28 protein-coding genes and 1 tRNA gene are annotated in these 25,761 nt (G+C 57.0%); 17 read left to right on the top strand and 12 right to left on the bottom strand.

The window, feature by feature from the left end; translation table 11 throughout:
* Positions 1 to 31 precede the first annotated feature (31 nt).
* Positions 32 to 589, top strand: a complete 558-nt coding sequence (locus KO499_RS03425) for a hypothetical protein (RefSeq protein ID WP_215982316.1) — start codon at positions 32 to 34, stop codon at positions 587 to 589.
* Positions 590 to 601: 12 nt separating this feature from the next.
* Positions 602 to 1,015, top strand: a complete 414-nt coding sequence (locus KO499_RS03420; protein ID WP_215982315.1) for a response regulator — start codon at positions 602 to 604, stop codon at positions 1,013 to 1,015.
* Positions 1,016 to 1,040: 25 nt separating this feature from the next.
* Here KO499_RS03420 and KO499_RS03415 read toward each other — a convergent pair whose 3' ends face one another.
* Positions 1,041 to 1,313, bottom strand: coding sequence for a hypothetical protein (locus KO499_RS03415; RefSeq protein WP_215982314.1), 273 nt, complete (start codon positions 1,311 to 1,313; stop codon positions 1,041 to 1,043).
* Between the two features lie 546 nt (positions 1,314 to 1,859).
* Between KO499_RS03415 and KO499_RS03410 the strand changes: the two genes are divergently transcribed.
* Positions 1,860 to 2,099 (top strand): hypothetical protein, encoded by a 240-nt coding sequence (locus KO499_RS03410; protein WP_215982313.1) that lies wholly within the window; start codon positions 1,860 to 1,862, stop codon positions 2,097 to 2,099.
* 15 nt (positions 2,100 to 2,114) lie between these two features.
* Here KO499_RS03410 and KO499_RS03405 read toward each other — a convergent pair whose 3' ends face one another.
* Entirely contained in the window at positions 2,115 to 2,648 is a 534-nt protein-coding gene (locus tag KO499_RS03405; protein ID WP_215982312.1) for a hypothetical protein, read from the bottom strand.
* Between the two features lie 185 nt (positions 2,649 to 2,833).
* On the opposite strand from KO499_RS03405, the gene queC reads away from it, so the two are divergent.
* Positions 2,834 to 3,499 carry a 7-cyano-7-deazaguanine synthase QueC gene (gene queC / locus KO499_RS03400; RefSeq protein WP_215982311.1) on the top strand — a complete coding sequence of 222 codons (666 nt, stop codon included), beginning with the start codon at positions 2,834 to 2,836 and terminating at the stop codon, positions 3,497 to 3,499.
* The gene (gene queE, locus KO499_RS03395; protein ID WP_215982310.1) at positions 3,499 to 4,155 is read left to right on the top strand and encodes a 7-carboxy-7-deazaguanine synthase; all 657 of its coding nucleotides are present in this window, start codon (positions 3,499 to 3,501) and stop codon (positions 4,153 to 4,155) included. The genes queC and queE overlap by 1 nt, the downstream gene beginning before the upstream one ends.
* A 32-nt stretch (positions 4,156 to 4,187) precedes the next feature.
* Here the strand turns inward: queE and KO499_RS03390 are convergent, their stop codons facing one another.
* The gene (locus KO499_RS03390) at positions 4,188 to 5,948 is read right to left on the bottom strand and encodes an ExeM/NucH family extracellular endonuclease (protein ID WP_323133313.1); all 1,761 of its coding nucleotides are present in this window, start codon (positions 5,946 to 5,948) and stop codon (positions 4,188 to 4,190) included.
* 9 nt (positions 5,949 to 5,957) lie between these two features.
* Complete coding sequence (locus KO499_RS03385) at positions 5,958 to 6,860, bottom strand: helix-turn-helix transcriptional regulator (protein WP_215983366.1); 903 nt, start codon at positions 6,858 to 6,860, stop codon at positions 5,958 to 5,960.
* Between the two features lie 478 nt (positions 6,861 to 7,338).
* Between KO499_RS03385 and KO499_RS03380 the strand changes: the two genes are divergently transcribed.
* The 6 genes from KO499_RS03380 (at position 7,339) to KO499_RS03355 (ending at position 13,313) form a co-directional block, all read left to right on the top strand.
* Positions 7,339 to 7,764: a MarR family transcriptional regulator gene (locus tag KO499_RS03380; RefSeq protein WP_215982309.1), complete on the top strand. Its 426-nt coding sequence runs from the start codon at positions 7,339 to 7,341 to the stop codon at positions 7,762 to 7,764.
* 3 nt (positions 7,765 to 7,767) lie between these two features.
* Entirely contained in the window at positions 7,768 to 9,159 is a 1,392-nt protein-coding gene (locus tag KO499_RS03375; protein ID WP_215982308.1) for an MDR family MFS transporter, read from the top strand.
* A gap of 57 nt (positions 9,160 to 9,216) precedes the next feature.
* Positions 9,217 to 9,786, top strand: a complete 570-nt coding sequence (locus tag KO499_RS03370; protein ID WP_215982307.1) for a TMEM165/GDT1 family protein — start codon at positions 9,217 to 9,219, stop codon at positions 9,784 to 9,786.
* Between the two features lie 52 nt (positions 9,787 to 9,838).
* Positions 9,839 to 10,885 (top strand): L,D-transpeptidase family protein, encoded by a 1,047-nt coding sequence (locus tag KO499_RS03365; protein WP_215982306.1) that lies wholly within the window; start codon positions 9,839 to 9,841, stop codon positions 10,883 to 10,885.
* Between the two features lie 102 nt (positions 10,886 to 10,987).
* Complete coding sequence (locus tag KO499_RS03360; protein ID WP_215982305.1) at positions 10,988 to 12,472, top strand: NfeD family protein; 1,485 nt, start codon at positions 10,988 to 10,990, stop codon at positions 12,470 to 12,472.
* A 37-nt stretch (positions 12,473 to 12,509) separates the two neighbouring features.
* Positions 12,510 to 13,313, top strand: a complete 804-nt coding sequence (locus tag KO499_RS03355) for a slipin family protein (protein WP_215982304.1) — start codon at positions 12,510 to 12,512, stop codon at positions 13,311 to 13,313.
* A gap of 42 nt (positions 13,314 to 13,355) precedes the next feature.
* Here the strand turns inward: KO499_RS03355 and KO499_RS03350 are convergent, their stop codons facing one another.
* The 3 genes from KO499_RS03350 to KO499_RS03340 all read right to left on the bottom strand — a co-directional run bounded on the left by KO499_RS03350 (position 13,356) and on the right by KO499_RS03340 (position 16,239).
* On the bottom strand, positions 13,356 to 13,637 hold the full coding sequence (locus KO499_RS03350; protein ID WP_215982303.1) for an Lpp/OprI family alanine-zipper lipoprotein: 282 nt from the start codon (positions 13,635 to 13,637) through the stop codon (positions 13,356 to 13,358).
* A 206-nt stretch (positions 13,638 to 13,843) separates the two neighbouring features.
* Positions 13,844 to 14,407 (bottom strand): L,D-transpeptidase family protein, encoded by a 564-nt coding sequence (locus tag KO499_RS03345; RefSeq protein WP_215982302.1) that lies wholly within the window; start codon positions 14,405 to 14,407, stop codon positions 13,844 to 13,846.
* A 107-nt stretch (positions 14,408 to 14,514) separates the two neighbouring features.
* Positions 14,515 to 16,239, bottom strand: coding sequence for a potassium/proton antiporter (locus KO499_RS03340; RefSeq protein ID WP_215982301.1), 1,725 nt, complete (start codon positions 16,237 to 16,239; stop codon positions 14,515 to 14,517).
* Between the two features lie 69 nt (positions 16,240 to 16,308).
* On the opposite strand from KO499_RS03340, the gene KO499_RS03335 reads away from it, so the two are divergent.
* A tRNA-Gly gene (locus tag KO499_RS03335) sits at positions 16,309 to 16,382 on the top strand.
* Between the two features lie 24 nt (positions 16,383 to 16,406).
* Here the strand turns inward: KO499_RS03335 and KO499_RS03330 are convergent.
* Together KO499_RS03330 and KO499_RS03325 are read right to left on the bottom strand one after the other, a co-directional pair.
* Positions 16,407 to 17,717, bottom strand: a complete 1,311-nt coding sequence (locus tag KO499_RS03330; protein WP_215982300.1) for an NAD(P)/FAD-dependent oxidoreductase — start codon at positions 17,715 to 17,717, stop codon at positions 16,407 to 16,409.
* 223 nt (positions 17,718 to 17,940) lie between these two features.
* On the bottom strand, positions 17,941 to 18,546 hold the full coding sequence (locus tag KO499_RS03325) for a TetR/AcrR family transcriptional regulator (protein WP_215982299.1): 606 nt from the start codon (positions 18,544 to 18,546) through the stop codon (positions 17,941 to 17,943).
* 117 nt (positions 18,547 to 18,663) lie between these two features.
* Here KO499_RS03325 and KO499_RS03320 point away from each other — a divergent pair, with 117 nt between their 5' ends.
* A complete protein-coding gene (locus KO499_RS03320) occupies positions 18,664 to 19,218 on the top strand; it encodes a carboxymuconolactone decarboxylase family protein (RefSeq protein ID WP_215982298.1) in 555 nt (184 codons plus the stop codon).
* Between the two features lie 30 nt (positions 19,219 to 19,248).
* On the opposite strand, the gene KO499_RS03315 is transcribed toward KO499_RS03320, so the two are convergent.
* Positions 19,249 to 21,357: a NosR/NirI family protein gene (locus KO499_RS03315; protein WP_215982297.1), complete on the bottom strand. Its 2,109-nt coding sequence runs from the start codon at positions 21,355 to 21,357 to the stop codon at positions 19,249 to 19,251.
* A gap of 109 nt (positions 21,358 to 21,466) precedes the next feature.
* Between KO499_RS03315 and yghU the strand changes: the two genes are divergently transcribed.
* Both yghU and KO499_RS03305 read left to right on the top strand, forming a co-directional pair.
* Positions 21,467 to 22,339: a glutathione-dependent disulfide-bond oxidoreductase gene (gene yghU, locus KO499_RS03310; protein WP_215982296.1), complete on the top strand. Its 873-nt coding sequence runs from the start codon at positions 21,467 to 21,469 to the stop codon at positions 22,337 to 22,339.
* Positions 22,336 to 22,896: a TIGR00730 family Rossman fold protein gene (locus KO499_RS03305; protein WP_215982295.1), complete on the top strand. Its 561-nt coding sequence runs from the start codon at positions 22,336 to 22,338 to the stop codon at positions 22,894 to 22,896. Before yghU ends, KO499_RS03305 begins: the two co-directional genes overlap by 4 nt.
* Positions 22,897 to 22,920: 24 nt before the next feature.
* On the opposite strand, the gene KO499_RS03300 is transcribed toward KO499_RS03305, so the two are convergent.
* Together KO499_RS03300 and KO499_RS03295 are read right to left on the bottom strand one after the other, a co-directional pair.
* Complete coding sequence (locus KO499_RS03300) at positions 22,921 to 23,664, bottom strand: spermidine synthase (protein WP_215982294.1); 744 nt, start codon at positions 23,662 to 23,664, stop codon at positions 22,921 to 22,923.
* A gap of 6 nt (positions 23,665 to 23,670) precedes the next feature.
* Complete coding sequence (locus KO499_RS03295) at positions 23,671 to 24,003, bottom strand: ankyrin repeat domain-containing protein (RefSeq protein WP_215982293.1); 333 nt, start codon at positions 24,001 to 24,003, stop codon at positions 23,671 to 23,673.
* A gap of 115 nt (positions 24,004 to 24,118) precedes the next feature.
* On the opposite strand from KO499_RS03295, the gene KO499_RS03290 reads away from it, so the two are divergent.
* Together KO499_RS03290 and KO499_RS03285 are read left to right on the top strand one after the other, a co-directional pair.
* Positions 24,119 to 24,742, top strand: coding sequence for a YbhB/YbcL family Raf kinase inhibitor-like protein (locus KO499_RS03290; RefSeq protein ID WP_215982292.1), 624 nt, complete (start codon positions 24,119 to 24,121; stop codon positions 24,740 to 24,742).
* Between the two features lie 98 nt (positions 24,743 to 24,840).
* Positions 24,841 to 25,692 carry a UDP-2,3-diacylglucosamine diphosphatase gene (locus KO499_RS03285; protein WP_215982291.1) on the top strand — a complete coding sequence of 284 codons (852 nt, stop codon included), beginning with the start codon at positions 24,841 to 24,843 and terminating at the stop codon, positions 25,690 to 25,692.
* The last annotated feature ends 69 nt before the right edge of the window (positions 25,693 to 25,761 follow it).

Here is a 25,761-nt window from a genome sequence, read left to right as displayed (position 1 = left end):
TATCCCCAGAACAACCAACAGGAAGAGACCGATGAGTGAGTTGCCGGAACGCCGAGAACACCATTCCCTGAGCATGATGTACGGAACCTACGCGGATATCCTGTTTGTACTGTTTCCCTTTCTGGTTATAGGTATGCAACGACTGTGGGAAGGCCGGCTTTATGAAACTTTGCTGCGACCGGATTTGAGTATCGCAGCCGCTATTCTTGCGGGACTTGCGATGGGCAAATTTGTACTCGGCCTGGTAACGAATCGGGAGCTGGGGCGTTATAAGGAGCGGATTGTGTTCTTCATCGCACTGACCTTGTTCGTCGTGCTGGGCCCGGCAATCATTCTGATATTGAGTATACTGGGGAGTGCGGATGTCCCTGATTTCGTCACTTTTGTACAGCCGATTCTCCTGATTATTGCCATTTCCCTTTACACAACGGCGGTCAGCATCAGCAACATACTCACGCGTTTTGGTCTGGAAGGCTCGGAACAGGCCTGTCAGAACCTGGCGTCAGGGACGGATCACAATGACATGGGCCAGCCTCGCCCGGTGCCTCTGGACCTGCCACGGCGAACAGGCAGCGACCCAACAGCTTGACAGGAGTACTCCATGACGGATCTGAATGTGCTGGTAGTGGAAGATGAACCGGTGATGCGAGAGCGATTGGTGGATATGCTCCGCAAGGCCGGCGCCAGCAAGGTGGTCGAATGCTTTGATGCGGCTTCCGCCAAGGCGGCTTTCCGGGCGGAGGAGTTCCACATTATCCTGTTGGATCTGGGTCTGCCAGATGGCGATGGCCATGAACTGATGCTGGAATTCAAAGACAGGCGCGCGGAGCAACATATTGTGCTGGTGACGGCGGACGATTCCATTGAGAGCATTCAGCGGGCGATCAGTGCCGGCGCCAACGGTTACGTGGTCAAACCCTATTCCCAGGAAAAAATTCACGATGTGGTAAACAACTATGCCATGGTGCATGGTGGAGACATGGCAATGATGCAGGTTCTGAACCGGCGTCACTGAACGGCTCAGAACCGCAAAAGAACAATCAGGCAACCTGCCGTGCAATCCAGGAGTTGTAGCGGGTCGCCAGGCCTCTGACGTATTTTGCCTCCGCGTCATTGAGGTTGCCCAGGACGCCTTTGAAGATCCACCCTCGCTCGTACACGCCCAGCACTCGCTGTTCGTCGTCCAGATTGACGCGCTGATTCAGTTTTTTACAGATTGCATCCAGTAGGGGCAGCTTCTCCGGACGCTTGATCGGACCCTGACGATTGTGGATGGGCTGGTTTGCTGCACGTGCTGTCGGACGTCTTTTCATGATGTTCTCCTTGTCGTTTTGCTGCTGCAAAAACAAAACCCCGGTGCCTGCGGCGACCGGGGTTCTGCGGAGAAGCTGACCCGGTCGCGACATAGGCTCCCGGGACTGACCGAAAGCCGTTAGATGTCTTTCACCATTACGCGAACAGACTGCCCTGCATGGCAACCTGCTGCTGTATATGCAATGAACTGTGGAATCATTCTGGTCATACCGGCTCTTGTGTTTCGGTTCGTCTACCAGTGTATCGGCTAACGGGCCGTTTGCAATAGGTTGGCCTCTTCGGCAAACCCCTACAGACGGCACTACGGGTGCTTGGCATACTTTTCATCGTCACGTGTTTTACGTTGTGCAATCCTGACTGCCTGCCGCGCCAGGCAGTTTATGGATCTCTCCTTTCTACGCAGCCTTCTGGGCTGCGTTTTTTTTTGGGTAGTGGAATCTTCGTAGCCACTACTTCGTACAGATTTTCGGAACTGTTCTGGCGATAATTTAGACACTGAATGTTTACCCATAGCCACAAACAGACTGAGGTTGAAACCTAAGAAAATGTCCGACGAAGCCGGATCTGTCAGTAAGAAATTCCGTACTCATGCATTGGTTGAGCTTGCCCTCATGGTTGCTCTTGGCCTGTATCTTCTGGCCGCGCAGGATCAGGTTGTGGGCGAAAATCTGGCGTTCACGATGACCGGTGCCGCATTGATGGCACTGGCCACTTACTGGACATTGAATACCCTTCGGGATGGTCTCGAAGTGATCGCATTGCGTACCCGCCAGTTCAGACACTGAGTGCCTGAAATCGGATCAGAGCTGACGGCTCTGATCCGACAACGCGACAGGCGCGTTATCCTGCAGGCCGATTCGTTCCCAGGTTTTATGCAGGATCAGAGCGTCATTTGCCGCCCGGTGCACGGGCAGTCCCAGATCTGCAATCACCTGTTGGCGAAGAGCTGACCACTGGCGTACCTGCCGGGTCTCCAGCAGTGCCGAAATGGATTCCAGCTGAAAATCCGGGCTGATGCGGGCCGCCTTGAACAAGCGGTGCAGCCAGAAGCTGTCGAAGGTCCAGGCATCACAAAATACCTGTTCTGGTAGCAACTCATTCAATTCCCTCGCCACGTCGCTGACCGCAACACCCTCTGCTTCAAGGGTCTGGCGGGAAATCCCGTGGATCTGTTCGGCGCTTTCCGACCAATCCTGCCACAGGACGTGAGGGCGGATCAGCCAGCTATGAAGGGTGCCGTCCGGCATGCAGACTCCTACCTCAATCGGGTAGCTTGCGATGAGATCAAGGCTGGATGCCTCGAAATCGATGAATGCCGGTTGGATAGTAGTCATGGCGTCAATGTAAATGATGAGTTGTTTTTTGCCGAGTTTACTCGCCCGGAACCCGAGACGCGAACCCAACCTGTGCCTGCACTGTTACAATATGTCCATTCATTGTAAAAGCCCGATGACAGCAATCTGTCCCGGGGCCGACAGTAAACCAGCTCATAGCCAATCGCACCATACGGGGAGCCCGAATGACAGACACCGTCGTTGTAATTTATTCCGGAGGCATGGACTCCTACACTCTGCTGCACCTGGCGAGGGATCGGGGATATAAGGTTCATGCCCTGTCGTTCAATTACGGTCAGCGCCATGTCCGGGAGCTGGAGTACGCGCGCTCGGTGTGTGGTGCTCTGGATATACCCCACAAGATAATCGATATCCGGGCCATGAGCGAGGTGATGGCAGGGTCATCGCTGACGTCCGATATCGATGTTCCTGAGGGGCATTATGAAGAAGACAGTATGAAGGCGACTGTTGTACCGAACCGCAACATGATCCTGTTGTCGCTCGCTACCGGTTACGCCGTTACCGTGGGTGCAGATAAGGTCTGGTACGGCGCGCACGGGGGTGATCATGCGATCTATCCGGACTGCCGCCCCGAGTTCGTGGAAAAAATGGACGCGGTGTGCCGTGTGGCCAACTACGAAGCCGTTGGCATAGAGGCGCCCTTCATGACCATGGACAAGGGGCAGATTCTTGCCGAAGGCCTTCGTCTGGGGCTGGACTATTCACAAACCTGGACCTGCTACAACGGCCGGACCCTGGCCTGTGGCCGTTGTGGCTCCTGTGTTGAGCGTCTCGAAGCGTTTGCTGCAAACGACATATCGGATCCGCTTCAGTATGAGGTTGAGCGCTGATGTATCGGGTCAAGGAAGCGTTTTATACGCTACAGGGAGAAGGGGCGCAGGCTGGTCGCGCTGCGGTATTCTGCCGGTTCAGCAAGTGCAATCTGTGGACCGGGCGGGAGAAAGACCGTGCCAGTGCTGTCTGTAATTTCTGTGATACGGATTTTATCGGTACCGATGGCCAGAATGGTGGCCGGTTCGAGTCACCTGAAGCTCTGGCCAGTCACATTGGCGATCTCTGGCCGGACGCCCCGGGTAAGCCCTACGTGGTCTGTACCGGTGGCGAGCCTCTGTTGCAACTGGATTCTGCCCTGATCGAAGCACTGCACGGACGGGGCTTCGAAGTGGGGGTGGAGACTAACGGCACGTTGCCGGCGCCCGAGGGCATTGACTGGCTGTGCGTCAGTCCGAAGGCCGATGCCCCGGTTGTGATCGACGCCTGCGATGAGCTGAAACTGGTATTTCCACAGCCGTTGGCTATGCCTGAACGATTCCTGGGCATTCGCGCCAGCCATTATTTCCTGTCTCCCATGGCATCGCCGGCGGTCAGGGAGACGGATGTGGACGACATCAAACAAAGTAATACCCGAAGGGCGACCGAATACTGTCTGGCCCATCCTCAGTGGCGCCTTACCCTGCAGATGCACAAGATCATCGGTATTGACTGATTGCCCGGGCGCCAGTGTCCGGTTCCGGACGATCAGAGCTTCAAGTCGATAATAACCGGGTTGTGGTCGGTAGAGCGCCAGGGCCCGCTCCGGGACAGGCCCTGATTGCTCCGGTAGCCAAGAGCCCTGGGTTCATCGGCATTTACCAGCCAGCTCCGGGCGCTGATTACCCGGGGTTTCAGTTCTTCTGAAGCGAGCGCGTAATCGAGCGTACCTTTCTCTCCCCGGTACCGGTAGGTGTAGTGAGGGCAGGCGTTTTCAGTGCACGGATGAAAATGGTGCACCATGCTCATGAAGCCAGCTCCTGCCAGTACGGCAAGTGATTGTTCGCGGGCATAACTGTTGAGGTCGCCGATAATCAGGGTGCCCGCTGAGCGTGGGTCCCCGGATCTGGTGCCGGACCAGTTGGCCAGTGTTTTGGCTTCGGCGGCCCTGCGGCTGGCGAAACAGCCCTGCCCGTCAGCCTGATCCCGATCATCGCCCCGGGCTCCCCGGCAGGATTTGGATTTCAGGTGTGGAACCACGACCCTGACGCTATCCTCACCGCCGGTGCGCTGGAAGTCCTGTGCCAACGGTGGACGGCCTGCAGACCGGAAGGAACCGTGGGCCAGTCGTTCCGGCTGGCCGATCGCGTTCACCCGGTCGCTGCGATAGAGCAGTCCTGTCCGGATGGCGTCGTTACCATCCTTGCCCGGCGTGCTGACAAACCGCCAGGGAGCGCCCAGGGCGGCGGCCAGTGTCGCTATGGCGCTGTTGGATGCGTAGCCGTCGTTCTCCAGTTCAGTGACCGCCAGAATGTCCGGATTCGGGGCCAGGAGGGTTTGTATCAGCCGTTGCTGCTGGCGCTGAAACCCGGCCGCTGTTTCGGCACCTCTGGACGTAGGGAAATCACCGCCCCGGCCGTCTCCGTTGAAATAATTACCGAGATTCAGTGCCAGAACCCGAATTGAATCACTCGATCGGGATGTTGTCGCCACCACTCTCGGATTGGTTGCGAGGAAGCGTGGTTCCAGTGTCGGCTGGATCCGCCAGGCGCCAAACCGGTAGTCGAGTACGCCAATAAGCCCGTCAACCTGGTCGCCGGCCCGCACGGTTGTTGATGACAATCCCTCCGGAGGCCAGGGCACAGGGCTGGGATTGCGCAGGGATCGGTTATCATCCAGCAGAACCCGGTTCTGCCGGTTCCGGACCGACTCCTGGTGAGCCTGGCGGCCCGGTTGTCGGTACTCGGTCGGTTGGACCTGATCAGCGGCCGCCAGAGCCAACTCTCCGAAGCGCGCCAGATTGTAGTTGTCCACTACCGTCAGGGGATCCTGGAAAGTCACCCGCATGTTTTCCAGATGCTCCGGGTTGACGGACCAGGGCAGTGTCAGGGTGATCGGGGCTGGCAGAGTTTCCCGTCCGCAGGTCTGGAGACTCTTGAGCGCGACCAGTTCCGTCAGGCCATGGTGCTCCTTCACCCTGCCGGTTACCCGCAGACGTGTCCCGGGCTTGCCGGTACCTCGGTCGGTAAAAACGAAAAGCGCCTCGGAAGTTGCAGGATCATTGTCGGTCTGATGATCCGCCTGCTGCAGATAAAATCCGCGGAACCCTCCTGCCGACCGGACATCGTGGGTCAGAATGCCTTCAACCGTTACCGTCTTCCCGGCCAGTGCTGAGGTGGGGCCTTTGCCCTGGATAACGGAAATGGGGGTTGCTGAGTCACCGCAGGCTGATTCTGCCGCTGCAGCAATGGGCAGGAGCAACAGAATCAGGCTGCAGAGCAAAGAACAGCGCGAGATTTCAGGGTTCACGCTGGTGGTTTAACTGAGACCGGCAACGGCCTTCAGTGCCTGTTCGCGTTTACTGCCAAACCCTAGTTGCTCCGGGTTTGCCAGCTCAAGCTGTTGTACCAGGGGATCCGGGTGCTGGTTGTCAAAGGTAATTCCAAGGCGTGACAGCACATAGGGGGCGAGTGCGGCGCGGGTGGACACCTTCAGGTGGCCATGTTCCATGCCATAGTCCCGGGCAATGATTTGTTGCTGGGGCTCTGTCAATCGCTGGTCCGGGGTGACCATCAGGGTAACCTCTCTGTTCCAGTGCTCGTCCTGCTCCTGGCTATGCTTGGCGCGCTGTCTCAGGGCTTCGGGCGAGGCTCGGAAACGGCTCAGGGCAAAGTCCCGGAATTCACGGTTGGAGTCGCACCAGGCTCTCAAATGCCAGCTGTCACCGGAGCAAACCAGAGTGTGGGGTTCAAGAATGCTCTCCACTGCTTCCGGCCGGCTCAGGGAGGCGTAGCTGGCGCGCAACTGTCTGCCTTGCCGTGTTGCCGTCACCACGTTTCTCATGGTTTCTGGTTCAATCACACGGCTCGGACCCTGCACTACCGTGCTACCCGGCAGGTCGATACTCAGAGCTTCGAAGGTATCACTCAGGTTTTGCTGGCGGGCAAGTAGATCCAGATACTCGTTGACCACGCCGTGGGTTACCACCGGGCGAAATTTCGCCGCCGGTACATAACCTTTCAGGTGACGGTCATACACCAGGTTTCCGGGCGCCAACTCACGCAGATAGGTATTGATGTCCTTGGACGCTTGCTGACGACCGATGCCAAAGCTATGGCAGATATGGTTGGTGGTCAGACGACCTTCCCACAGGGCAATAGTTTCAATCAGTCGATAGCGAAGCAGCAGATCCCAGCGGATGGGCCAGTCCGTTTTTTTCATATCCAGGCGCTCACGGTCCAATGAATAGCTCTTAAACATGTTACCTGCTCGATCGCACAGGGTCTGTTACGGCACATTAATGTAAAACCTTGTCAAACCGCTCCATGGCAGTCTTTGCGGAAACTGTGATGCAGTTGGCAGATTGCGGGGCGTGTCAGATTGTTTCTCTTCCACGTTCCTCGTCTGTTACGCAGCGGAAAAGACGATGTCTTCATTTATTTTAGACGATACTTGCCAGAAGACACTCTGTGGCGCTCTGAATGATCGCCTTCCTGGCTCATTCGTACGGGTCAATGATACCGCGTAAACGGCTGCTGGAGCTTTCGGTTTTCACCGATTTTGTTTTTACTTTCATATCTGTTTTTATCTCAATGGTTAGCATACTATTGGTGACTTTCCGATAATGTGAGTTATCTGCTGAGTTTGGAGCTGTGCCAGGCCCTGACCCAAGCCATACCTGTTTATGGAGTGACGTACAATGAGAGACCAGTTTCCTTTTGCCGTAGCCCGGGTTACCCGGCGCTGGAGAAAAATGCTAGACGAGCGCTTGAAGGATCTGGGCGTCACCCAGGCACGCTGGAGCACGATGGTGTATCTGGAAAAAGGCGGTGAAGGCCTTACCCAGCGTGAACTGGCCAGCCTCATGGCGATCGAAAATCCCACCCTGGTTCGATTGCTGGACAGTCTGGAGCAGCAGGGCCTTATCGAGCGGCGGCCTTGTCCGAACGATCGCCGAGCCCGTCGCCTGCACCTGACAAGTGCCGGAAGGGCCTTCATGGATGACCTTTCGGAGCGAGCAGAAACGCTGCGTGAGGAAATGCTTGAGGGTATCAGCGAGAAGGACATCGAATGCACTGTGAAAGTTTTCCACAAAATCCTGGAAAACGCCGAAAAGCAGAAATAGTCCTTGGCTGATAACTCGGTTGAGGGCCTGAAGGCCCGGTACGGGGATCGCTGGCGTTGGCTGGCTGTGGCTACTGTGATGATAGGTACCATGGCCACGGTTCTCAGTGCTACGGTCGTCAACGTGGCGCTGCATGACATCATGGTGGAGTTCGGAATTCGTCAGGGCCAGGTCCATTGGCTGGCGACGGGCTTCATTGCCGCGATGACCACCACCATGCTCGCTTCCTCCTGGCTACTGGATCACTTCGGGGTTCGCAAGACCCTTTCCCTGGCGATGTTCCTGTTTACCCTGATTTCCCTTGCTGGCGGCTTTGCTGAGACGCCCGGTCAGCTTATTGCTGCGAGGATTGGCCAGGGGGCCATGGCGGGTCTGATGCAACCCATGGGAATGTATCTTGTCTTCCGGATTTTCCCCCGTGATCGTCGTGGCCAGGCTATGGGCATCTATGGCATGGGAGTGATCCTGGCGCCGGCACTCGGGCCGGTTCTGGGCGGGTTCCTTGTTGACCAGCTGGACTGGCGCTACGTGATGTTTGCACCGGCTCCGGTAACGCTTGTGGGGGTGCTGATGGCCTGGCGATTTCTTCCCTTGCCGGTCTCCAGGCCATCACCTTACCGTTTTGATTTGCCTGGTTTAATATTGCTGGGTCTGACCATCGGGTTGTCGCTGGATACATTAAACCGACTCCAGCAGACAGCGGGCCAGACGAACTGGCTTGTTGCGGAAGGTCTGCTGACACTGGGCTTCTTGCTGCTGTTTATCGTGCGTGAACGGCGCACGCTGCACCCGCTGGTGAACATTGGCCTGTTGCGCAAACCGGCTTTTCTGTTCGCCTGTATCGGGGCTATGGCACTGGGGCTTGCGCTGTTTGGGTCGACCTATCTTATTCCCCTGTTCGTGCAGACGGCCCTTGGGTTTACTGCGACTGAGGCCGGGGTGCTGATGCTGCCCGCCGGCATTGTCCTGGGAATGACATTTCCGCTTGCGGGCAGGCTGGCAGATAGCCAGAGTGCACGGTCTCTGGTTGTTTTTGGCATCGGAGTGTTTGCCCTCTCGGCCGTTCTGTTCGCCGTCTCCGACCTCGATCTGGCGTTTGGCTGGCTGGCACTGTGGACGGTGCTTGGCCGGATCGGTATCGGCTTCATGCTTCCGGCGTTGTCCACGGGCGCGCTGAACCCGCTTGAATCCCACGAGCTGGGTGCGGGTTCGAGCACCCTGAATTTCATGCGTCAGCTCGGTGGTGCTTTTGGTGTCAACCTGGTGGCATTGACGATCGAGTTTGGAGAGCACAGCGCCGGCACGCCGACGATCAATGCCTTTCATTCGGCCTGGTGGCTGGTGGCTGGATTTGTCGCGCTTGCCGCAATACCGGTATGGAAAATGCGGGCCTGACCTCCATAGGGCGGAAGGTGGGTTTTCTGTTATCTGATCATCCGCCCTGGAGCTTTTATGGAGACATTTCTCGCCTCAACGGTCGCCGTCGCCATCGCGGAAATTGGTGACAAGACCCAGCTGCTATCGCTTTTCCTTGTAGCCCGTTATGCCGCCCGTCTGCCGATCGTCCTCGGCATTCTTGTTGCTACGGTACTCAATCATGCCTTATCGGCCTGGCTTGGTGCCTGGGTGGCGTCGGTTATTCCGCAGGCCTGGTTACCGTGGCTTCTGGCCCTGAGCTTTGTCGCCATCGCGCTGTGGTTGCTGGTGCCGGACAAAGACGACAATGACGACTCCAGGTTTCTGGGGATGGGCGCATTCATGGCCACTACCGTCATGTTCTTCCTGGCCGAAATTGGCGACAAGACCCAGGTGGCAACCGTTGTGCTTGCTGCTCGCTATGACGAGACCCTGTGGGTTATTCTCGGTACCACTGTGGGGATGCTGCTCGCCAATATACCGGTTATCATGGCAGGGAGCTGGTTGATGGAACGGTTACCCCTTGCCACAGCCCGGATTGGTGCGAGTGTCCTGTTTATGACATTCTCAGCCCTTACTGTATGGGCAGCTTATGTGAACTCTTGAGAGTGCATGCTGTCAATGTACCCGGTTCCCTGATGATTTCGGATTGATTTCTATGCGGTTCAGACTCTTAGCGATTTTTTTTCTGGCCCAGGCCCTGGTTCTGCCAACCCCGTTGGTAGCGGAGCCGTCGGGTTCCTCAAGCGGCCCGGAAACCCAGGGCAAACCGGACAGAAGCCCTCGTGTCCCCACGTTCCCGGTCTACGGCGACCTGGCGGGAGAGCTTGGCGTTTTTGAAACCCGTTATGAGGACACGTTTGCCGGCATTGGGAACCGGCTGGCCATTGGCTATCTGGAGCTGGTGAAGGCCAACCCCGGCGTGGATCCCTGGCTGCCAGGAGAAGGGACCAATATTACCCTGCCACGTCAATATGTCCTGCCTGATGCCCGGCGCGAGGGCATTGTTATTAATCTCGCAGAATATCGTCTCTACTATTTTACCGATGACGGTGTGCAGGTGTATCCGGTCGGGGTGGGCACTGCAGACAACCCCTCACCACTGACCGATGCCAAAGTGACCATGCCACTGGAATCGCCAGCCTGGTATCCGCCCGCGAGTATACGGGCGGAATATGAGGCTTCTGGTGAATACCTTCCGAGGATGATTCCTGCCGGACCGTCTAACCCCCTGGGTACCCATGCCCTGTTGCTGAGTGAGAAGGGGTATCTGATTCATGGCACCAACAAGAAATTTGGGGTCGGAATGGCGGTCAGTCACGGTTGTTTCCGGATGTACAACGAAGATATCTCAAGGTTCGTGTACCAGGTTGAGAAGGGTACGCCTGTTCAGGTGGTGCATGATGCGGTCAAGATCGGGTTCTCGGAGGGTGAGGTATGGCTGGAGGTACATCGTCCCCACGAGGACTACCCCCCGGAGGATCGGGATCGTTTGTGGCAGCAGGTTTTCACCGAAGTTGAAGCTTTCCGGATCCAGCACCCCGGTGTTGAGGTCAAGCGCGGCGCTATTGAAACTGCGGTGAACCAGGCCGATGGCCTGCCCACCATGATTGGTGAACGGGTTACCCGGATGGCCGCAGACAAGACGATTGAACAGAAGTCGCCGGAATCGGCCAGGGAACCGGAGCAGCGGCTATACTTCTGAGGTCATTGTTGGTGTAAAGGGGCCGCCCTGCCGGGAGAGAACCGCGGCCGCTGTGTCATCGTATCTGTATGAGTTGAACTTTTCCGGATCCGGGGAGGCGTTATGCCGGTACACCGTCCCATGCGATCACAGAATCCCACCCGCCTCTGGTTTTGGGCCCTGGTTCTGCTAACGGGGGGCGCACTGGCACTGGCTTCGCTTGCTAACCAGGTCCTTGCCCAGCAAAAACCGTCACAAACTGCCCTGATACTCACCGTCGAGGGCGCCATTGGCCCTGCGACCATGGACTATGTTGCCCGCGGTATTCGCAGGGCGGAATCCGAAGATGCCGGTCTGGTGATTATCGAAATGGATACGCCCGGGGGCCTGATGGATTCCATGCGGGATATCATCAAGGTGATTCTTGCTTCTGACGTTCCGGTTGCCACCTACGTTTCCCCCCAGGGCGCCCGCGCTGCCAGCGCCGGAACCTATATCCTCTATGGCAGTCACATTGCCGCGATGGCACCGTCGACCAATCTGGGTTCGGCAACGCCGGTCCAAATGGGCGGTCTTCCCGGGAGCCAGGAGCCAGCGGGTGACCCGGATTCCGGCAAGCAAGTACCTGAAGTGTCCGCCGATAATGCAGACGAATCGTCTGCAGAGCAAAAGGCGTCGGGTGAACCCGGCAGTAAACGGCGCGGCGGTTCCGCTATGGAGCGCAAAGTGCTGGAGGATGCCGTCAGTTACATCCGTGGTTTGGCCGACCGTCATGGCCGCAATGCCGACTGGGCCGAGGAAGCTGTCCGGGAAGGGGTGAATCTCGGAGCGCAGGAGGCACTGGCGAACAAGGTTATTGATGTGGTGTCGCCGAATATCCAGGATCTGCTTCGGCAACTGGATGGACGGACGGTTCGTATGGCATCGGGCGATCTGACGCTGAACACCGCCGACCTTCAGATCGTCAGATCACAGCCCGACTGGCGCACCCGATTGCTGTCGGTGATTACCGATCCGAACGTGGCCTATTTCCTGATGCTCATCGGCTTTTACGGCATCATTTTCGAGCTGGCCAACCCTGGTGCTGTGGTGCCGGGTGTCATAGGCACCATCTGTCTGATTCTTGCGCTCTTCGCATTCCAGGTGCTGTCGGTAAATTATGCCGGTCTGGCGCTGATTCTGCTTGGGCTGGCGTTCATCGTTGGTGAGGCCTTTGTACCAAGTTTCGGGATTCTGGGGGTCGGTGGGATTGTCGCCTTTGTGACCGGCTCGATCATTCTGATGGACGGAAGCCACCGGGATATCTCCCTGCCGACAATCGGTGGCACCGCCGCAGTGGCTGCCGGGTTTATCCTGTGGACGGTGAGCCGTTTCATGGGGCTGCGACGCCGACATCCGGTCAGCGGTGCCGAGCAGCTTACCCATGAGCAAGGGGTGGCACTGGATGAATTCTCGGCAGAGCATGGCCACTATCGGGGGCATGTCCGTCTCAGTGCTGAACGTTGGAATGCTATCAGCGAAGAGCCCGTCAAAGAGGGCGACCGGGTTCAGGCGACAGCCATCGAAGGGTTAACGGTAACGGTCAGGGTCATTCCGGACAACGGCTGACCTGGCTGAGAAAGTAACGGCAATACTAGGAGGCCGTATGATTGGTGATCTGATTCCCTATCTGGCACCCACGGTGGTGTTACTGCTGATTCTGGCTTCGGCCATCAAGATCCTGCCGGAATACGAGCGCGGCGTTGTATTCTTCCTCGGTCGATTCCAGGGCGTAAAAGGTCCCGGTCTGATTCTCGTTATTCCCGGGATTCAGCAGATTGTGCGAGTGGACCTGCGGGTAATAACGCTGGATGTCCCGAGTCAGGATGTTATTTCCCGTGACAACGTCACGGTCCGGGTCAATGCCGTGCTTTACTTTCGTGTGGTGAATCCGGAACGGGCTATTATCCGGGTGGAAGATTTCAACTCTGCCACCAGCCAGCTGGCCCAGACGACACTGCGATCGGTACTTGGCAAGCACGATCTTGATGAAATGCTGTCAGAGCGGGACAAACTGAACTCGGATATCCAGGAGATCATTGATGCCCAGACCGAGGAATGGGGAATCAAGGTCGCGAATGTCGAGATCAAGCACGTGGATCTCAATGAATCCATGATTCGGGCCATTGCCCGTCAGGCCGAAGCAGAGCGTGAGCGCCGTGCAAAGGTCATCCACGCCGAGGGCGAGTTGCAGGCGTCGAAGAAACTGGTGGAAGCGGCAGATGTGATGTCCACCAACTCCGGGTCCATGCAGTTGCGTTACCTGCAGACACTGGCGGATATGAGCAATACCAACGCGTCTACCATTGTGTTTCCACTACCGATGGAACTGATGACCACGTTTCTCAAGGAGAACAAGCCTTATACGCCTGAGAAGCCGAGCCCGAAAAAGCCCGAATCCGAGGCATAAAAAAAGGCCGGCATGGCCGGCCTTCTTTATCACGTATCAGCCTTATTTCTGGCTGGCACGCTCGAGCATACGCTTGGCACGCTCGTTTGCTTCGTCAGCAGCCTTCTGGGCAGCTTTGGCAGCGGCCAGAGCTTCTTCCGCAGTCTGCTGGGCAGTGCGGGCAGAGCTGGCAGCGCTGTTAGCAGTGTTCAGTGCGTTTTCAGCAGTGCTCTCAGCGGAGCTGGCAGTTGCGTTTGCTTCGTCAATGGCACCTTGATCTGTGGTGGCACAACCAGCAGTCAGAGCAGTAGCCAGTGCAATCCCGGCGATCGTCAGTTTACGCATTATAAATCCCCTTATTGGTCGAGTTATTTCCTGTGATCCGGAAGTCAGTATAGACGACTTCCTGTCAACCTGCGCCCGATAGGCTTTCAGTTGTTGACTACCGGAGTCGTTAAGCAGTGTAAAACACTCTGGGTAAGTATGTTAACTGGATACAGGTAAATTTCCTATCCATATGACAACAACTTAATACTGGTATCAGAGAGTGCTCAGGGATGGATACTGATGGGGGTTCCGTTCGAAACCAGTTGCCAGATTTCGTCCATTTCTTCATTGGTGACTGCAATGCAGCCATCGGTCCAGTCCAGGCCCGTAAAGGCGAATGCAAGATCACCTGCGTCATTCGGCAAGCCGTGAATCATGATGCTGCCACCCGGGTCGAGACCCCAGGCCGACGCCAGTTCGCGGTCGCGCTCGCTGGGATAGGAGATATGGATGGATTTGTAGAAATCGCTTTCGGCATTGCGCCAGTCGAGCGTGTAATTGCCTTCCGGTGTGCGCTCATCTCCCTGGTATAGCTTGTGACCTTTGGGATTGTCGCCGAGGGAGATCCGGTAGCTACGGACGATGTCGTCGCCATTCATGAGGTACAGGCGTCGTTCGCCTTTACGAACCACCACGCTACTGACGTTCTGGATCTGCGCGGGTTCGTACTCGGTGGTGACTGCCATCCGGGTATCGGCTTTTGCCAGCAACTCTGTTGCCATGACGTTGTGCGTGAGTACAACAGAGAGCAGAGTCGTGATGGTCAGTGCGGCGCGGAAAACACTCATGTCCTTAACTTACCAATGATTAATCTTTACAGAGCCGTTTTATACCATAGCCTGCAACTGATCTGTTAAGGGGTTTTGTTAACTTTTTTGGTTATCTGCCTAACTGTTCAACTATTTTGTGAATTATCCATCTTCAGGCCTACCTTGGTGACCTGATCGGCGCTGGTTGCCCGGGCTACCAGCGTAACCGGGCCAAGGACAACCACGTCACCAACAACCGGGTGTCCCTTGGTTCGTCTGGCAAAGCATTCGGCCAGCGAAAGCTCCGGAGGCAGATCGCCAAACTCAATCCCGTACACCTGTTCGACATCGCCCAACAGGGCGTCGCCATTAAGTACGAAATCGCCAAAAAACGCCCGTTCAGCAAGGTACTTGGGCGCATGCCGCCCGCTAAGCGCCTTTCCGAGCTCTGGCAGTACGCCCGGAGTTGCGAACATGGCCACCATGTCGCCGCTGGTCACTTCCAGATCTTCCTTTGGTTGCAGGCAGACCCGATTGCGGAATACGCCAGCCACAGCCGTGTTCTCCGGAAAGCGTAACTGGCCAAGGCGGCGTGGCGTTTCCCAGATTTCGCCGCGCAGCGGAAACAGCATCAGCTCGTGATCGCCCGCCGCCGGGGCATCAAGAGGCAGTCGACGGAAAGGTTCATCACCGGCGGGCACTTCCAGCCGCAATTTGCGGGCCAGCGGTGCCATGGTAGTTCCCTGGACCAGCAGTGAAACCAGCACAATAAAGAATGCGGCGTGGAACACCAGCTGGGCTTCCGGCAAACCGGCAATGACAGGGAACAGGGCGAGAACGATTGGGACCGCGCCCCTGAGGCCAACCCAGCTGATAAAGCCCAGTTCGCGACGATTAAAAGCGAACGGCCATAGGGTGATCAGGATGGTGATCGGCCGGATAATGAAGATCAGGGACAGCGCCAGCACCAGGCCGCTACCGGCCAGGGGAATCAGTTCTGAGGGATTTACCAGCAGACCCAGCATCAGGAACAGGCACAGTTGAGCCAGCCAGGATAATCCATCATGGACCTGCAGGATCATTGGCATCATCCGGACGGGGCGGTTGCCAATCACTACCCCGGTCAGATAGATCGCCAGAAAGCCGCTGCCGCCCAGGGCGTTTGTGGCGGAGAACACAGAAATGCCCGCCGCTGCCACCAGCAATGGGTACAAGGAGGGGGTCAGGCGTATACGGTTGGCCAGTTCCACTACCACGAAACCGCCGATAATGCCGGCAATTGCGCCGATTCCGAACTGCTCCACCAACATCATCAAGGCAGCCAGACCGGCGTGGTCGCCCTCGTTGCCGATCAGCGTTACCAGCATCAGCGTCAGGAAGATGGCCATGGGGTCGTTACTGCCGGATTCAATTTCCAGGGTAGCGCTGACCCGTTCGTTCAGGTGCAGGCCCCGGCCCTGCAGCAGGGAAAAGACGGCGGCGGCGTCGGTGGAGGAGATGATGGCACCAATCAGCAGTGCAGTCAGCCAGTGCAGGTCAAAGACCCACCAGGCGACGACCGCAGCGCCGCCGGCGGTGATCGCTACGCCCAGAGTGGCCAGCACCAGGGCCGGTTTCAGACCAACGCGGAAGGTTTCTGCACGGGTGCGCATACCGCCATCCAGGAGAATGACGCCCAGTGCCAGGTTGGCGATCAGAAACGCCAGCTCGAAATCATCGAATACGATACCACCGGGGCCGTCTTCGCCCATCACCATGCCGACCGCCAGAAAGATCAGCAGTACAGGCATTCCCACCCGGCTGGACAGCGGGCTGAGAACGATACTGATAACCAGCATCATGGCGCCAATAAGGGTCAGAGTGGGATCCATTTATGCTCCAAAGAAAGTTTGCCCCCGGGCGGGCAGAGTGCTTATATTGCTCTAACAGTGAGAGCGCATGCGGGTGTAGTTCAATGGTAGAACGGCAGCTTCCCAAGCTGCATACGAGGGTTCGATTCCCTTCACCCGCTCCATGATGTCCTCGGTCCGCTTACCCTCTAGTGTAATTTGAGACGCGGGTGCATGGCACGGCTGATTTTATCCATTAACCAGATGATACCGGTACGGACAAAACCGTGCAGCGCGACCTGATGCATGCGGTAGAGGGACACGTAGAACAGCCTGGCTACCTTGCCTTCGATGTACATGCTGCGCCCAGACAGATTGCCCATGAGGTTGCCAACGGTGGTGTAACGGCTGAAGTTGATCAGTGAGCCGTGGTCGTTATAGACAAAAGGAACGGCTTTGCCACCGTTCAGGCGGTTGCATAGCGTTTTGAACAAGGTGTCTGCCTGCTGGTGGGCTGCCTGGGCCCGGGGAGGTACCGGGCGCTCCGAGTCTGGCTGGGGGCAGGCAGCGCAATCACCAAACGCAAAGATGTCGGCGTCCTTCGTTGTCTGTAACGTCTGATCGACCACCAACTGATTTCCCTTGTTGACCTCCAGGCTACCCAGTTCGGCGAGGAACGCGGGTGCCTTGATGCCGGCGGCCCAGATTGTCATTTCCGAGGGCAGTTCTGTGCCATCTTTCATGACCAGACTGCTGGAGCGGACCTCACTGACGGGCTGGCCAGTCAGAACCTTGACCTGCTGGTGTTCCAGTTCCCGCGCTGCCGCTGCCGAGAGTCGGCCGGGTAGCGCCGGCAGGATGCGATCCGCAGCCTCGATCACGGAGATCGAGACGTCCGAGGCTTGCAGGTGATTCATGCCGTAGACCGGCAGTTCGCGGGAGGCCAGTCTGAGTTCTGCCGCCAGTTCCACGCCGGTGGCCCCGGCCCCGATGATACTGATATTCAGGGTGTGCTCGGCGCCCTGCAGTGCTTCGTGGTTTTTTCTCAGGAAGGCATTGAGCATCAGGTTATGGAATCGCCGGGCCTGCTTCAGGCTGTCCAGGAACAGGCAGTGGTCCTGGGCGCCAGGTGTGCCAAAGTCGTTGGCCGTGCTGCCGACGGCGATAACGAGCGTGTCATAGCTGATCTGGCGTTCCGGGACAATCTCCTCGCCGTCTTCATCGAGGAACGGGGCAATGATCAGTCGCTTACTCTCGCGATCCAGACCATTCATCCGCCCCAGCTGGAATTCGTAGTGGTGTTTCCGGGCGTGGGCCCGGTAGTTGATCTCGTTGGCGCTGGCATCCAGGGACCCGGAGGCAACTTCATGCAGCAGGGGTTTCCAGACGTGCGTCAGACCGGCATCAACAAGGGTAACCCTGGCTTTGTTTCTTCTGCCCAGTTTATTGCCGAGGCTGGTAACAAGTTCGAGGCCGCCGGCGCCGCCGCCGACTACAACGATATGATGAAGGTTGTCCATAGTGCGCAGACCTGTAAGTGAAGAGAGCCAAACGCTCTTCAGACAAGAACGCTTGGCTGTCCTCACTGGGCATTAGCCTTCCGGCGGGGTGTAAAGCCAGAGCAAAGCAGGAGGAAACCGGTCCGTAATGGTAACGTGGCCGGGGCCACAGGCACAATTCTACGGAAGTGCCGCTACCTTCAGCCCTGGCCTTTCGGCAATGATGGGTTTGGCGCCTGATTGCTCAGTGCTGGGTCCGGTAGCCGTCCAGGATGGCGGCCATATCGTTGCCGAGTTCCGCAATAGCCTCGGAGCCCAGTTGTCGCTCTCCCATGGACCTCAGCCCCATAATCTGGGCCTGAAGCAGTCGTGCAAGCCGGGAGCTGTCAACAGATTGTACCAGCTCACCGTTTGCCTTGGCCCGTTCCAGCAGTTCTGCAATGGTTTGCTCGATAGCTGCAAGAATGCTGTTGGCCTGTGCCGCCAGAGCCGGGTGGGTATTGCTGGACTCAAGCAGGGTTTTCACCACCAGACACGCCCGGGAAGGCGCAGTATCGACGTTGCCGCAACCGCGGGCGATGCCACGCAGATAATTCTGTAATCCCTCAACGATGGAGTCAAACCCGTCGATGTGTTTTGCCAGTTCACGACCGCTCTGTTCAGCGTAAGCCGCCAGCGCTTCTGAAAACAGCCCGTCCTTGCTGCCGAAGGTTGCGTAAATGCTACCCGGACGCATATCCAGAGCCTGCTCAATCTGTTTCATGGAGCTGCCGTGATAACCCTTTGCCCAGAACAGGCCAATGGCTTTTTCCAGCGCTGTTGTCCTGTCGTAGCGTGCGTGTCTGGCCATAACAACACTTCACCGTTGCCGAGGTTTGAATGAATGCTCAATTATAGCTTGAATGATCGCTCAATAACAGATAGCCTGTTGTTGAAATTGAGCGATCATTCAACAAAGGAGTCAGTTATGACAGACTTTTCCTTGCACGACACCGACACAGCACCCGAGAAGTCCAAGCCTCTGCTGGAGAATTCCCTCAAGGGTTTTGGCATGATCCCGGGACTTCACGCGGTAATGGCCGAAGCGCCGGGCCTGCTTGAGGGCTATCAGAAGCTGCATCAACTGGTTCTGGACAGCAGTTTTGATAACGATGAAAAGACCGTCGTCTGGCAGGCTATCAACGTTGAAAACGCCTGTCACTACTGCGTTCCCGCACATACCGGCATTGCCAAATCCATGAAGGTATCGGATGACATTACCAATGCCCTGCGGGATGAGACGCCGCTGCCAAGCGACAAGCTTGAGGCTCTGAGAACCTTCACCCTTGCTGTGATGCGTAAACACGGCAATGTGAACAACGAGGATCTGAACGCCTTCTACGACGCAGGCTACACGCATCGTCAGGTACTCGAGGTGATTCTGGTGTTGTCCCAGAAAGTCATGAGTAACTACGTCAACCACATTGCGGAAACGCCTGTGGACCAACCATTCAAGAAATTTGAGTGGAACAAAAAGCAGTGATTCTGGATATCTCGGCAGGCGGAGGCGGGTTTAGCCCGCGTCCGTCGCCAGGATGTTTGCCTGTTTCAGGCGCTTTTTGTTTTTGATTCTTTTATCGACGCATTCGGTCGGATCTTCGAGGATAACCACACATTCGAGACACTGGATGCACTCGTCGTAGTCTATCCGGCCATCCTTGCGAATTGCGTTTATGCCGCACTCGTTTTTGCAGTGCTGGCACGGATTCCCGCAAAGTTCGACCCGATCCAGCCAGCTGAATAAACGAAGCCGGCCAAGTACCGCCAGGCCCGCACCCAGGGGGCACAGATATCGGCAATAGAACTTGTGAATGAACATGCCGATTACCAGTAGGCCCAGGGCATAGATCACGAAGGGCCAGGAGCGAACGAAGAACAGGGTAATGCTGGTTTTGAAGGGTTCTACTTCCGCCATTTTCTCCGCAATTGTCAGGGAGTAGAAAGCGGTACCGACCAAACCGAGCAGAATGGGGTATTTGAGCAGAATCAGGCGCCGGTGCCATTGTTCGGGTACCCTGATCTGGCGGAATCCGAGTTTTTCTCCAAGCCAGGCGGCCATTTCCTGGAGGGCTCCGAAGGGGCAGAGCCAGCCGCAGAAAAGGCCCCGGCCCCAGATGAAGAGGGTAATGAATGTGTAGATCCAGAGTATGAAAATGATTGGATCGAGTAAAAACACATTCAGGGAGAAACCGTCCCAGAGGGCCAGAAACAAGGTGTAAATGTTGACGACCGAGAGCTGGCCCTGGGCATAGAAGCCGACGAAAAACACGGTGAAAAACAGGAATCCCCAGCGGAATCGCTGGACCAGCTTCGGGTTTCGACTCAGGGTTTTCTGCCTGGCGAAGAACACCGTCAGCACGGTCAGGCCGATCACCAGCAGTGAGATCTGCCACCAGCGCTCTTTCCACAGGCCAACCCAGACCGGTTGTCGGGTGTCTTCGGTGTTCGCCGCCACTTCCACGGTTTCAAAAAGGGCGTCGTTGAACTGAACGGGAATATCCAGGGTGGTTCGATCAACGACCAGGTGATTGCGAGCCAGTGATACATTCAGCTTCAGGCTGGCTTGTGCACCGGGATTAAAGCCGGCATTACCGCCCACCCGAAACAGATTGCGGGCGTTGAAGGTCGGGATGCCATCGGCCTGGAAATCGAGGTTCTGATCCAGCAGGTTCAGATCCCGCATTTCCACTGCCAGGTTATTCTGGGTCAGGCCAATTCGGTCCGGGGAACTGCCGGGAACAAATTCCCCGGAAACATGAGGGAAAGAACCCCGGGACATAACCGCAAGTACCTGTGCACCGTCGTTAAGCCGTTGCATCAGGCGCTGGTAGCCCTCGTCCCCAAGCAGATTGCGCCCCACCATGGGCGAATTGATATACCCGAAGAAGATTTCTGCGAAGGCCTCGCCTTCTGCCGGTTCGAGATCCATCGGATAATCCGAAAGCGGGCGGCCCAGTTCGGCTTCAATGGATTCGGCGGCCATCCGCCAGTGGCCTATGTAGCCGCGTTCGACCAGCTGTTGCCAGGACAGCGGTTCATAAAAATCCGGTTTTGCCCGGGTCGGAGCGCTCTGGGCAAAACCCTCGAGTTGTCTGCGGGCAACCTTCAAGGCAGAAGACAGCACCGTATCGTTGATGATCAGCACCGAGACGGTAGCCTTGCTGACGCCGTCGAAGTGAACCACATTGCCGTCGCTGGTTCTCCCGGAACGGCTGGAGTTGGACGTACTGACGATGATCTGCTCTCTGAGCGAACGGCCTTCGTATTGCTCGACAAACCTGAAAAGGGGCTCTTCGCCAAGGCCATGAAGAAAAACCGGTTCATGGTGGTTGAGTATTCTGATGCCGGTGAAACGGCCCCGGGTATCCAGACCGATAAGCATGCTGATCGGCTTGCCCGCAAAGCCCTGGAGCCGGCTGTGATCGACCGATTCGTAGGCATAGCCGAGCAACTCCTGGAGTTGATACACCGGATATACGGGGAAATCCGGCAACTTGTCCTCGATGACCGTTGCTGATGGAAACAGCTCCTGGATCAGTGCCCGTTTGCTGTCTGACAGCCCGGCCTGAACCTGGGGTAATACAAGCAGACAGGCAAAAAGGAGCATAATGCGCCCAGCCATGGGGTACTCCTGTGGTTCTTTTTGTTTGATCTTCCATGCTAGAGTTTTCGGCCCCGGGCTCAATGCGACCTCGGAGCCAGCTGACTGCTACTTTGTGAGGAGAAATGCCATGACCGACGCCACCTATACGCCACCGAAAGTCTGGAAATGGGACTCTGAGAGCGGAGGTCGGTTTGCCAGCATCAATCGCCCGATCGCCGGCCCGACCCATGACAAAGACCTGCCGGTCGGCAAGCATCCGCTTCAGCTGTACTCACTGGCGACGCCCAATGGCGTCAAGGTGACCGTGATGCTGGAGGAGTTACTCGAATTGGGCATTGAGGGGGCCGAGTACGATGCCTGGCTTGTCCGGATCACCGAGGGTGATCAGTTTGGCAGCGGCTTTGTGGAAGTGAATCCCAACTCCAAGATCCCGGCGCTGATGGACCATAGCGTGACGCCATCCATTCGTTTGTTCGAGTCTGGATCCATCCTGCTGTACCTGGCTGAAAAGTTCGGGGCTTTTTTGCCCAAAGACACCGCTGGTCGTGCCGAAACCATGAACTGGCTGTTCTGGCAGATGGGTAGTGCGCCCATGCTTGGTGGCGGCTTCGGTCATTTCTACGCCTATGCTCCGGAATACTACGAGTATCCGATCAACCGTTACGCCATGGAGGTCAAGCGTCAGCTGGATGTTCTTGATCGCCAGCTGGCAAACAACCGGTACATTGCGGGCGATGAGTACACCATTGCCGATATGGCCATCTGGCCCTGGTATGGTGCCCTGGTGAAGAACAAGGTCTATGAAGCGGCCGAGTTCCTGGAAACCCATACTTACACCAATGTCCTGCGCTGGACGGATGAAATTGCAGAGCGGCCGGCGGTCAAGCGTGGCCGAATGGTGAATCGTGCCTGGGGTGAACCGAGTTCCCAACTGCACGAGCGCCACGATGCGAGTGATTTCGACACCAGAACCCAGGACAAGATCGGGGATTCCGAATGAAAATTGCCGTCTATTGCGGATCCCGTTCCGGCAATGATCCACTCTATGCGGATAAGGCCCGGGAGCTGGGCGAGTACTTTGGCGGCAACGGCATTGACCTAGTATTTGGTGGTGGCCATGTCGGACTGATGGGGGTGGTAGCTGACGCCGTTCTGACCTCTGGCGGCCGGGTTCATGGGGTAATCCCTGAACACCTGCGGGATCGTGAACTCGCCCATGCGGGGTTGACCGAGTTGCATGTGGTCAGAAGCATGCACGAACGCAAGGCGCTTATGGCTGAGATGGCTGACGGCTTTGTCGCGATGCCGGGAGGCATTGGCACGCTGGAAGAGCTGTTCGAGGCCTGGACCTGGGGCCAGTTGGGACTGCACCGGAAGCCCTGTGCCATCTACAACATCAATGGCTTCTACGATCCACTGCTGGCGATGGCCCAAACCATGGAACAGGCCGGGTTTCTCCAGCAGGAATACATCGACATGCTGATCCAGACGGACCAGCCCGATGCACTCCACCAGGCGTTCCTCGACTATATCCCCCCCGGCGAAAAGTGGCGTTGAGTTGCCAGGGACCGGTTGTGCGCCCTACTCCATACGGCTGACTTTTGCCATCAAGCGGCGCCAGTCTATGGGCAGCCGGTTCTCCAGTTCCGAGAGCACCGGGTCCTTGGGATTTACGGACTGGAAGCGCCGTTTGCTGGCATAAACCACCGTGTTGTTACTCTTGCTCCGGAAGCCAAGAAGCACTGAAAAGTGCCTCTTGAGCCGCCGGAAGTAGGGACCCTCGACATCCGGGCTACGATGATAGTTAAGTACCAGCCAGCCGTCATCGGTCAGCACCCGGGCACAGTCATCCACGAAGTGCTTCTGGGCCTGGGCCGGGCTCATCCGGTCAGCGTTATAAAGGTCCGCCAGAATCATATTCGTGCTCGCATCCGGCAGCTTTTTCAGGGCATCCCGGGCATCGGCAATGGTGACCTCCAGGCGGTCACTGTTCGGTAGATCAAAAAACTCCTTCGCTGTATCCAGTACTGCCTGGCGAAGTTCGATCGCGTGTATCCGGCATTCAGGATAGAGGTGGTGAAATGCGCCGGCCATGACACCGCCGCCCAGGCCCAGAATGGTGACGTGGCGGGGGTTGGCAAATACCGCCGGCAGTATCATGGCACGGTTGTACTCATGCACTGGCAGGTAGGGGTAGCGCCGGTCGATCTTGCTCTGCTCGAACACCGAATTAAAGGTAAGCACCCGGTGCTTGCGGTAATCAATCACCAGGATGCTGCCCAGGGCATCCCGGGTGTGATGAATAATCTCGCCCTTGTTGAACATGCTGGCTTACTGGCTGTGATCATCGAACAGGCGTCTTACGCTGTCGGTTTTCGCCAGCGACAGTGCGGTGTTGCCGTTGCAGTCCCGTGCGTCGCGATCGGCACCTTTTTCGAGCAGCAGACGCACCGTTTCTGAATGGCCATGCTGGCTGGCCAGCATGAGCAGGCTTTCACCCTCACTGGTACGCATGTTGACCGGAATGCCCGCATCGAGCATCACGCTGAGGGGGCCGGCACCGCCATTGCGAGCGAGCTCGAAAATACCCTGGGCGAAGGCAACGGCATCCTCGTCTTTCTGGCTGGAGGGTTGTTGCGGCTGGCCGGGTTTCTGTTGGCTCATCGGGACTCCGTGGTCAGTTAAATCGATTTTGTGTTAAAAACGTATTATCACAGAATGGGACTTTCCCAGACACAGTCAATGAGCTTAAGGCCAAAGATCGACAGGAGAAAGCGCCGTGAAACTAGACGTTCCAGGCATAGAAGAAGGTCAGCCGATTCCGGAGAAATTCGCGTTCGGGGTCTACAGCGAAGAAGATCACATGAGCTTCGGCCCCAACCGGAACCCGGAGATTGTCTGGGACGAGGCACCCGAGGGCACCCGGAGTTTTGTGGTGATGATGTTCGATCCGGACGTCCCCAGCGTCGCAGATGATGTGAATCAGGAAGGCAAAACCGTCTCCAGGGACCTGCCGCGAGTCGATTTCTTTCACTGGCTGCTGGTGGATGTGCCGGCCGGTACCAGCCGGATTCCGGAAGGTGAGGACAGTGATGGCGTGATTCCCAAGGGCAAGGAGCCGGGGCCCGGTCCCATTGGTCTCCGTGGCGTGAATAACTACACCCAGTTTCTGGCGGGAAATCCGGATATGAACGGTACCTACGCCGGTTACGACGGCCCCTGCCCGCCCTGGAACGATGAAATTATCCATCGCTACCACTTTGAGGTGCACGCACTGGATGTGGATACGCTGGGGCTTGAGGGCGAATTTGACGGTAATGATGTCCGTGAGGCCATGGCCGGACATGTATTGGCGAGCGCCCGGCTCACCGGGACTTACACGCTGAACCCCGAGCTTCGCTGACAGAACCAGTCACTGAACTGTCGTTTGTCTGTCATTCTCCCGTCACCAGACCCTGTCAAGGTGTCAGCCTCAGGACTGGTTGAAAGGCGGGAGACGACATGCGGAGCTACCGGAGCGTTTTCATTTCCGACGTACACCTCGGCACGGCGGACTGTCAGGCGCAGTATCTTCTGGATTTCCTTGGCCAGGTACGCTGTGAAACCCTCTATCTCGTGGGCGATATCATTGATCTGATCGCCATGCAGCGGCGTGTACACTTTCCCGATTCCCATCAGGCGGTTATCCAGAAGCTCATCGAGCTGGCGGCTGGTGGAACCCGGGTGATATACGTGCCCGGCAATCACGATGATTTCCTGCGCCGGTTCTGTGGCCAGACCATTGCCGGCATTGAGCTTCGCTACAAGGCCGTGCATACCACCGCTGACGGCCGTCGATTCATGGTCTGCCATGGCGATCAGTTTGATCAGGTGGTGCGTTGCAGCCCACTGATGCTGCTGGTGGGAGATCGAGCCCACGGAATCCTGCTTCGACTGAACCGCTGGTTCAATGCCTGGCGCCGACTCAAGGGCAAGCCCTACTGGTCACTGGCGGCCTGGGTCAAGAGCCGCATTGGCAAGGCCCGGACCTTCATCCGCCGGTTTGAACTGGCAGCTCTGACCGTTGCGGAGAAGGGTAATTACGACGGTTTTATCTGTGGCCATATTCACTCCGCGGGATTTCTGCGCAGTGAGGAAGGGCTTTACTGCAACGATGGAGACTGGGTTGAGCATTGCACAGCTCTGGTGGAACGGGAAAACGGCAAGCTGGAGCTGCTGCACTGGTCGGAGTCTCCGGTGGTGCTGGCAACAGAGCCAGACGCACCGAATCCGGATGTGTGCGGGGATGCCCGACCGGTGGTTGATACCCTGCCAACGGCATTTGTGGAACAGGTTAACCGCCTGGTGAGCTGAGCCGACCGGAGAACCGGGTGGGTTTAGGGTGAAAGCTATCCTTCCCGTTTCCTGGATAGCGGGTAGAAT

Origin of the sequence: Marinobacter sp. F3R08 (genome assembly GCF_018860425.1) — a bacterium.
GTDB lineage: Bacteria > Pseudomonadota > Gammaproteobacteria > Pseudomonadales > Oleiphilaceae > Marinobacter.
This window is presented reverse-complemented; position numbering and strand designations above follow the sequence as displayed.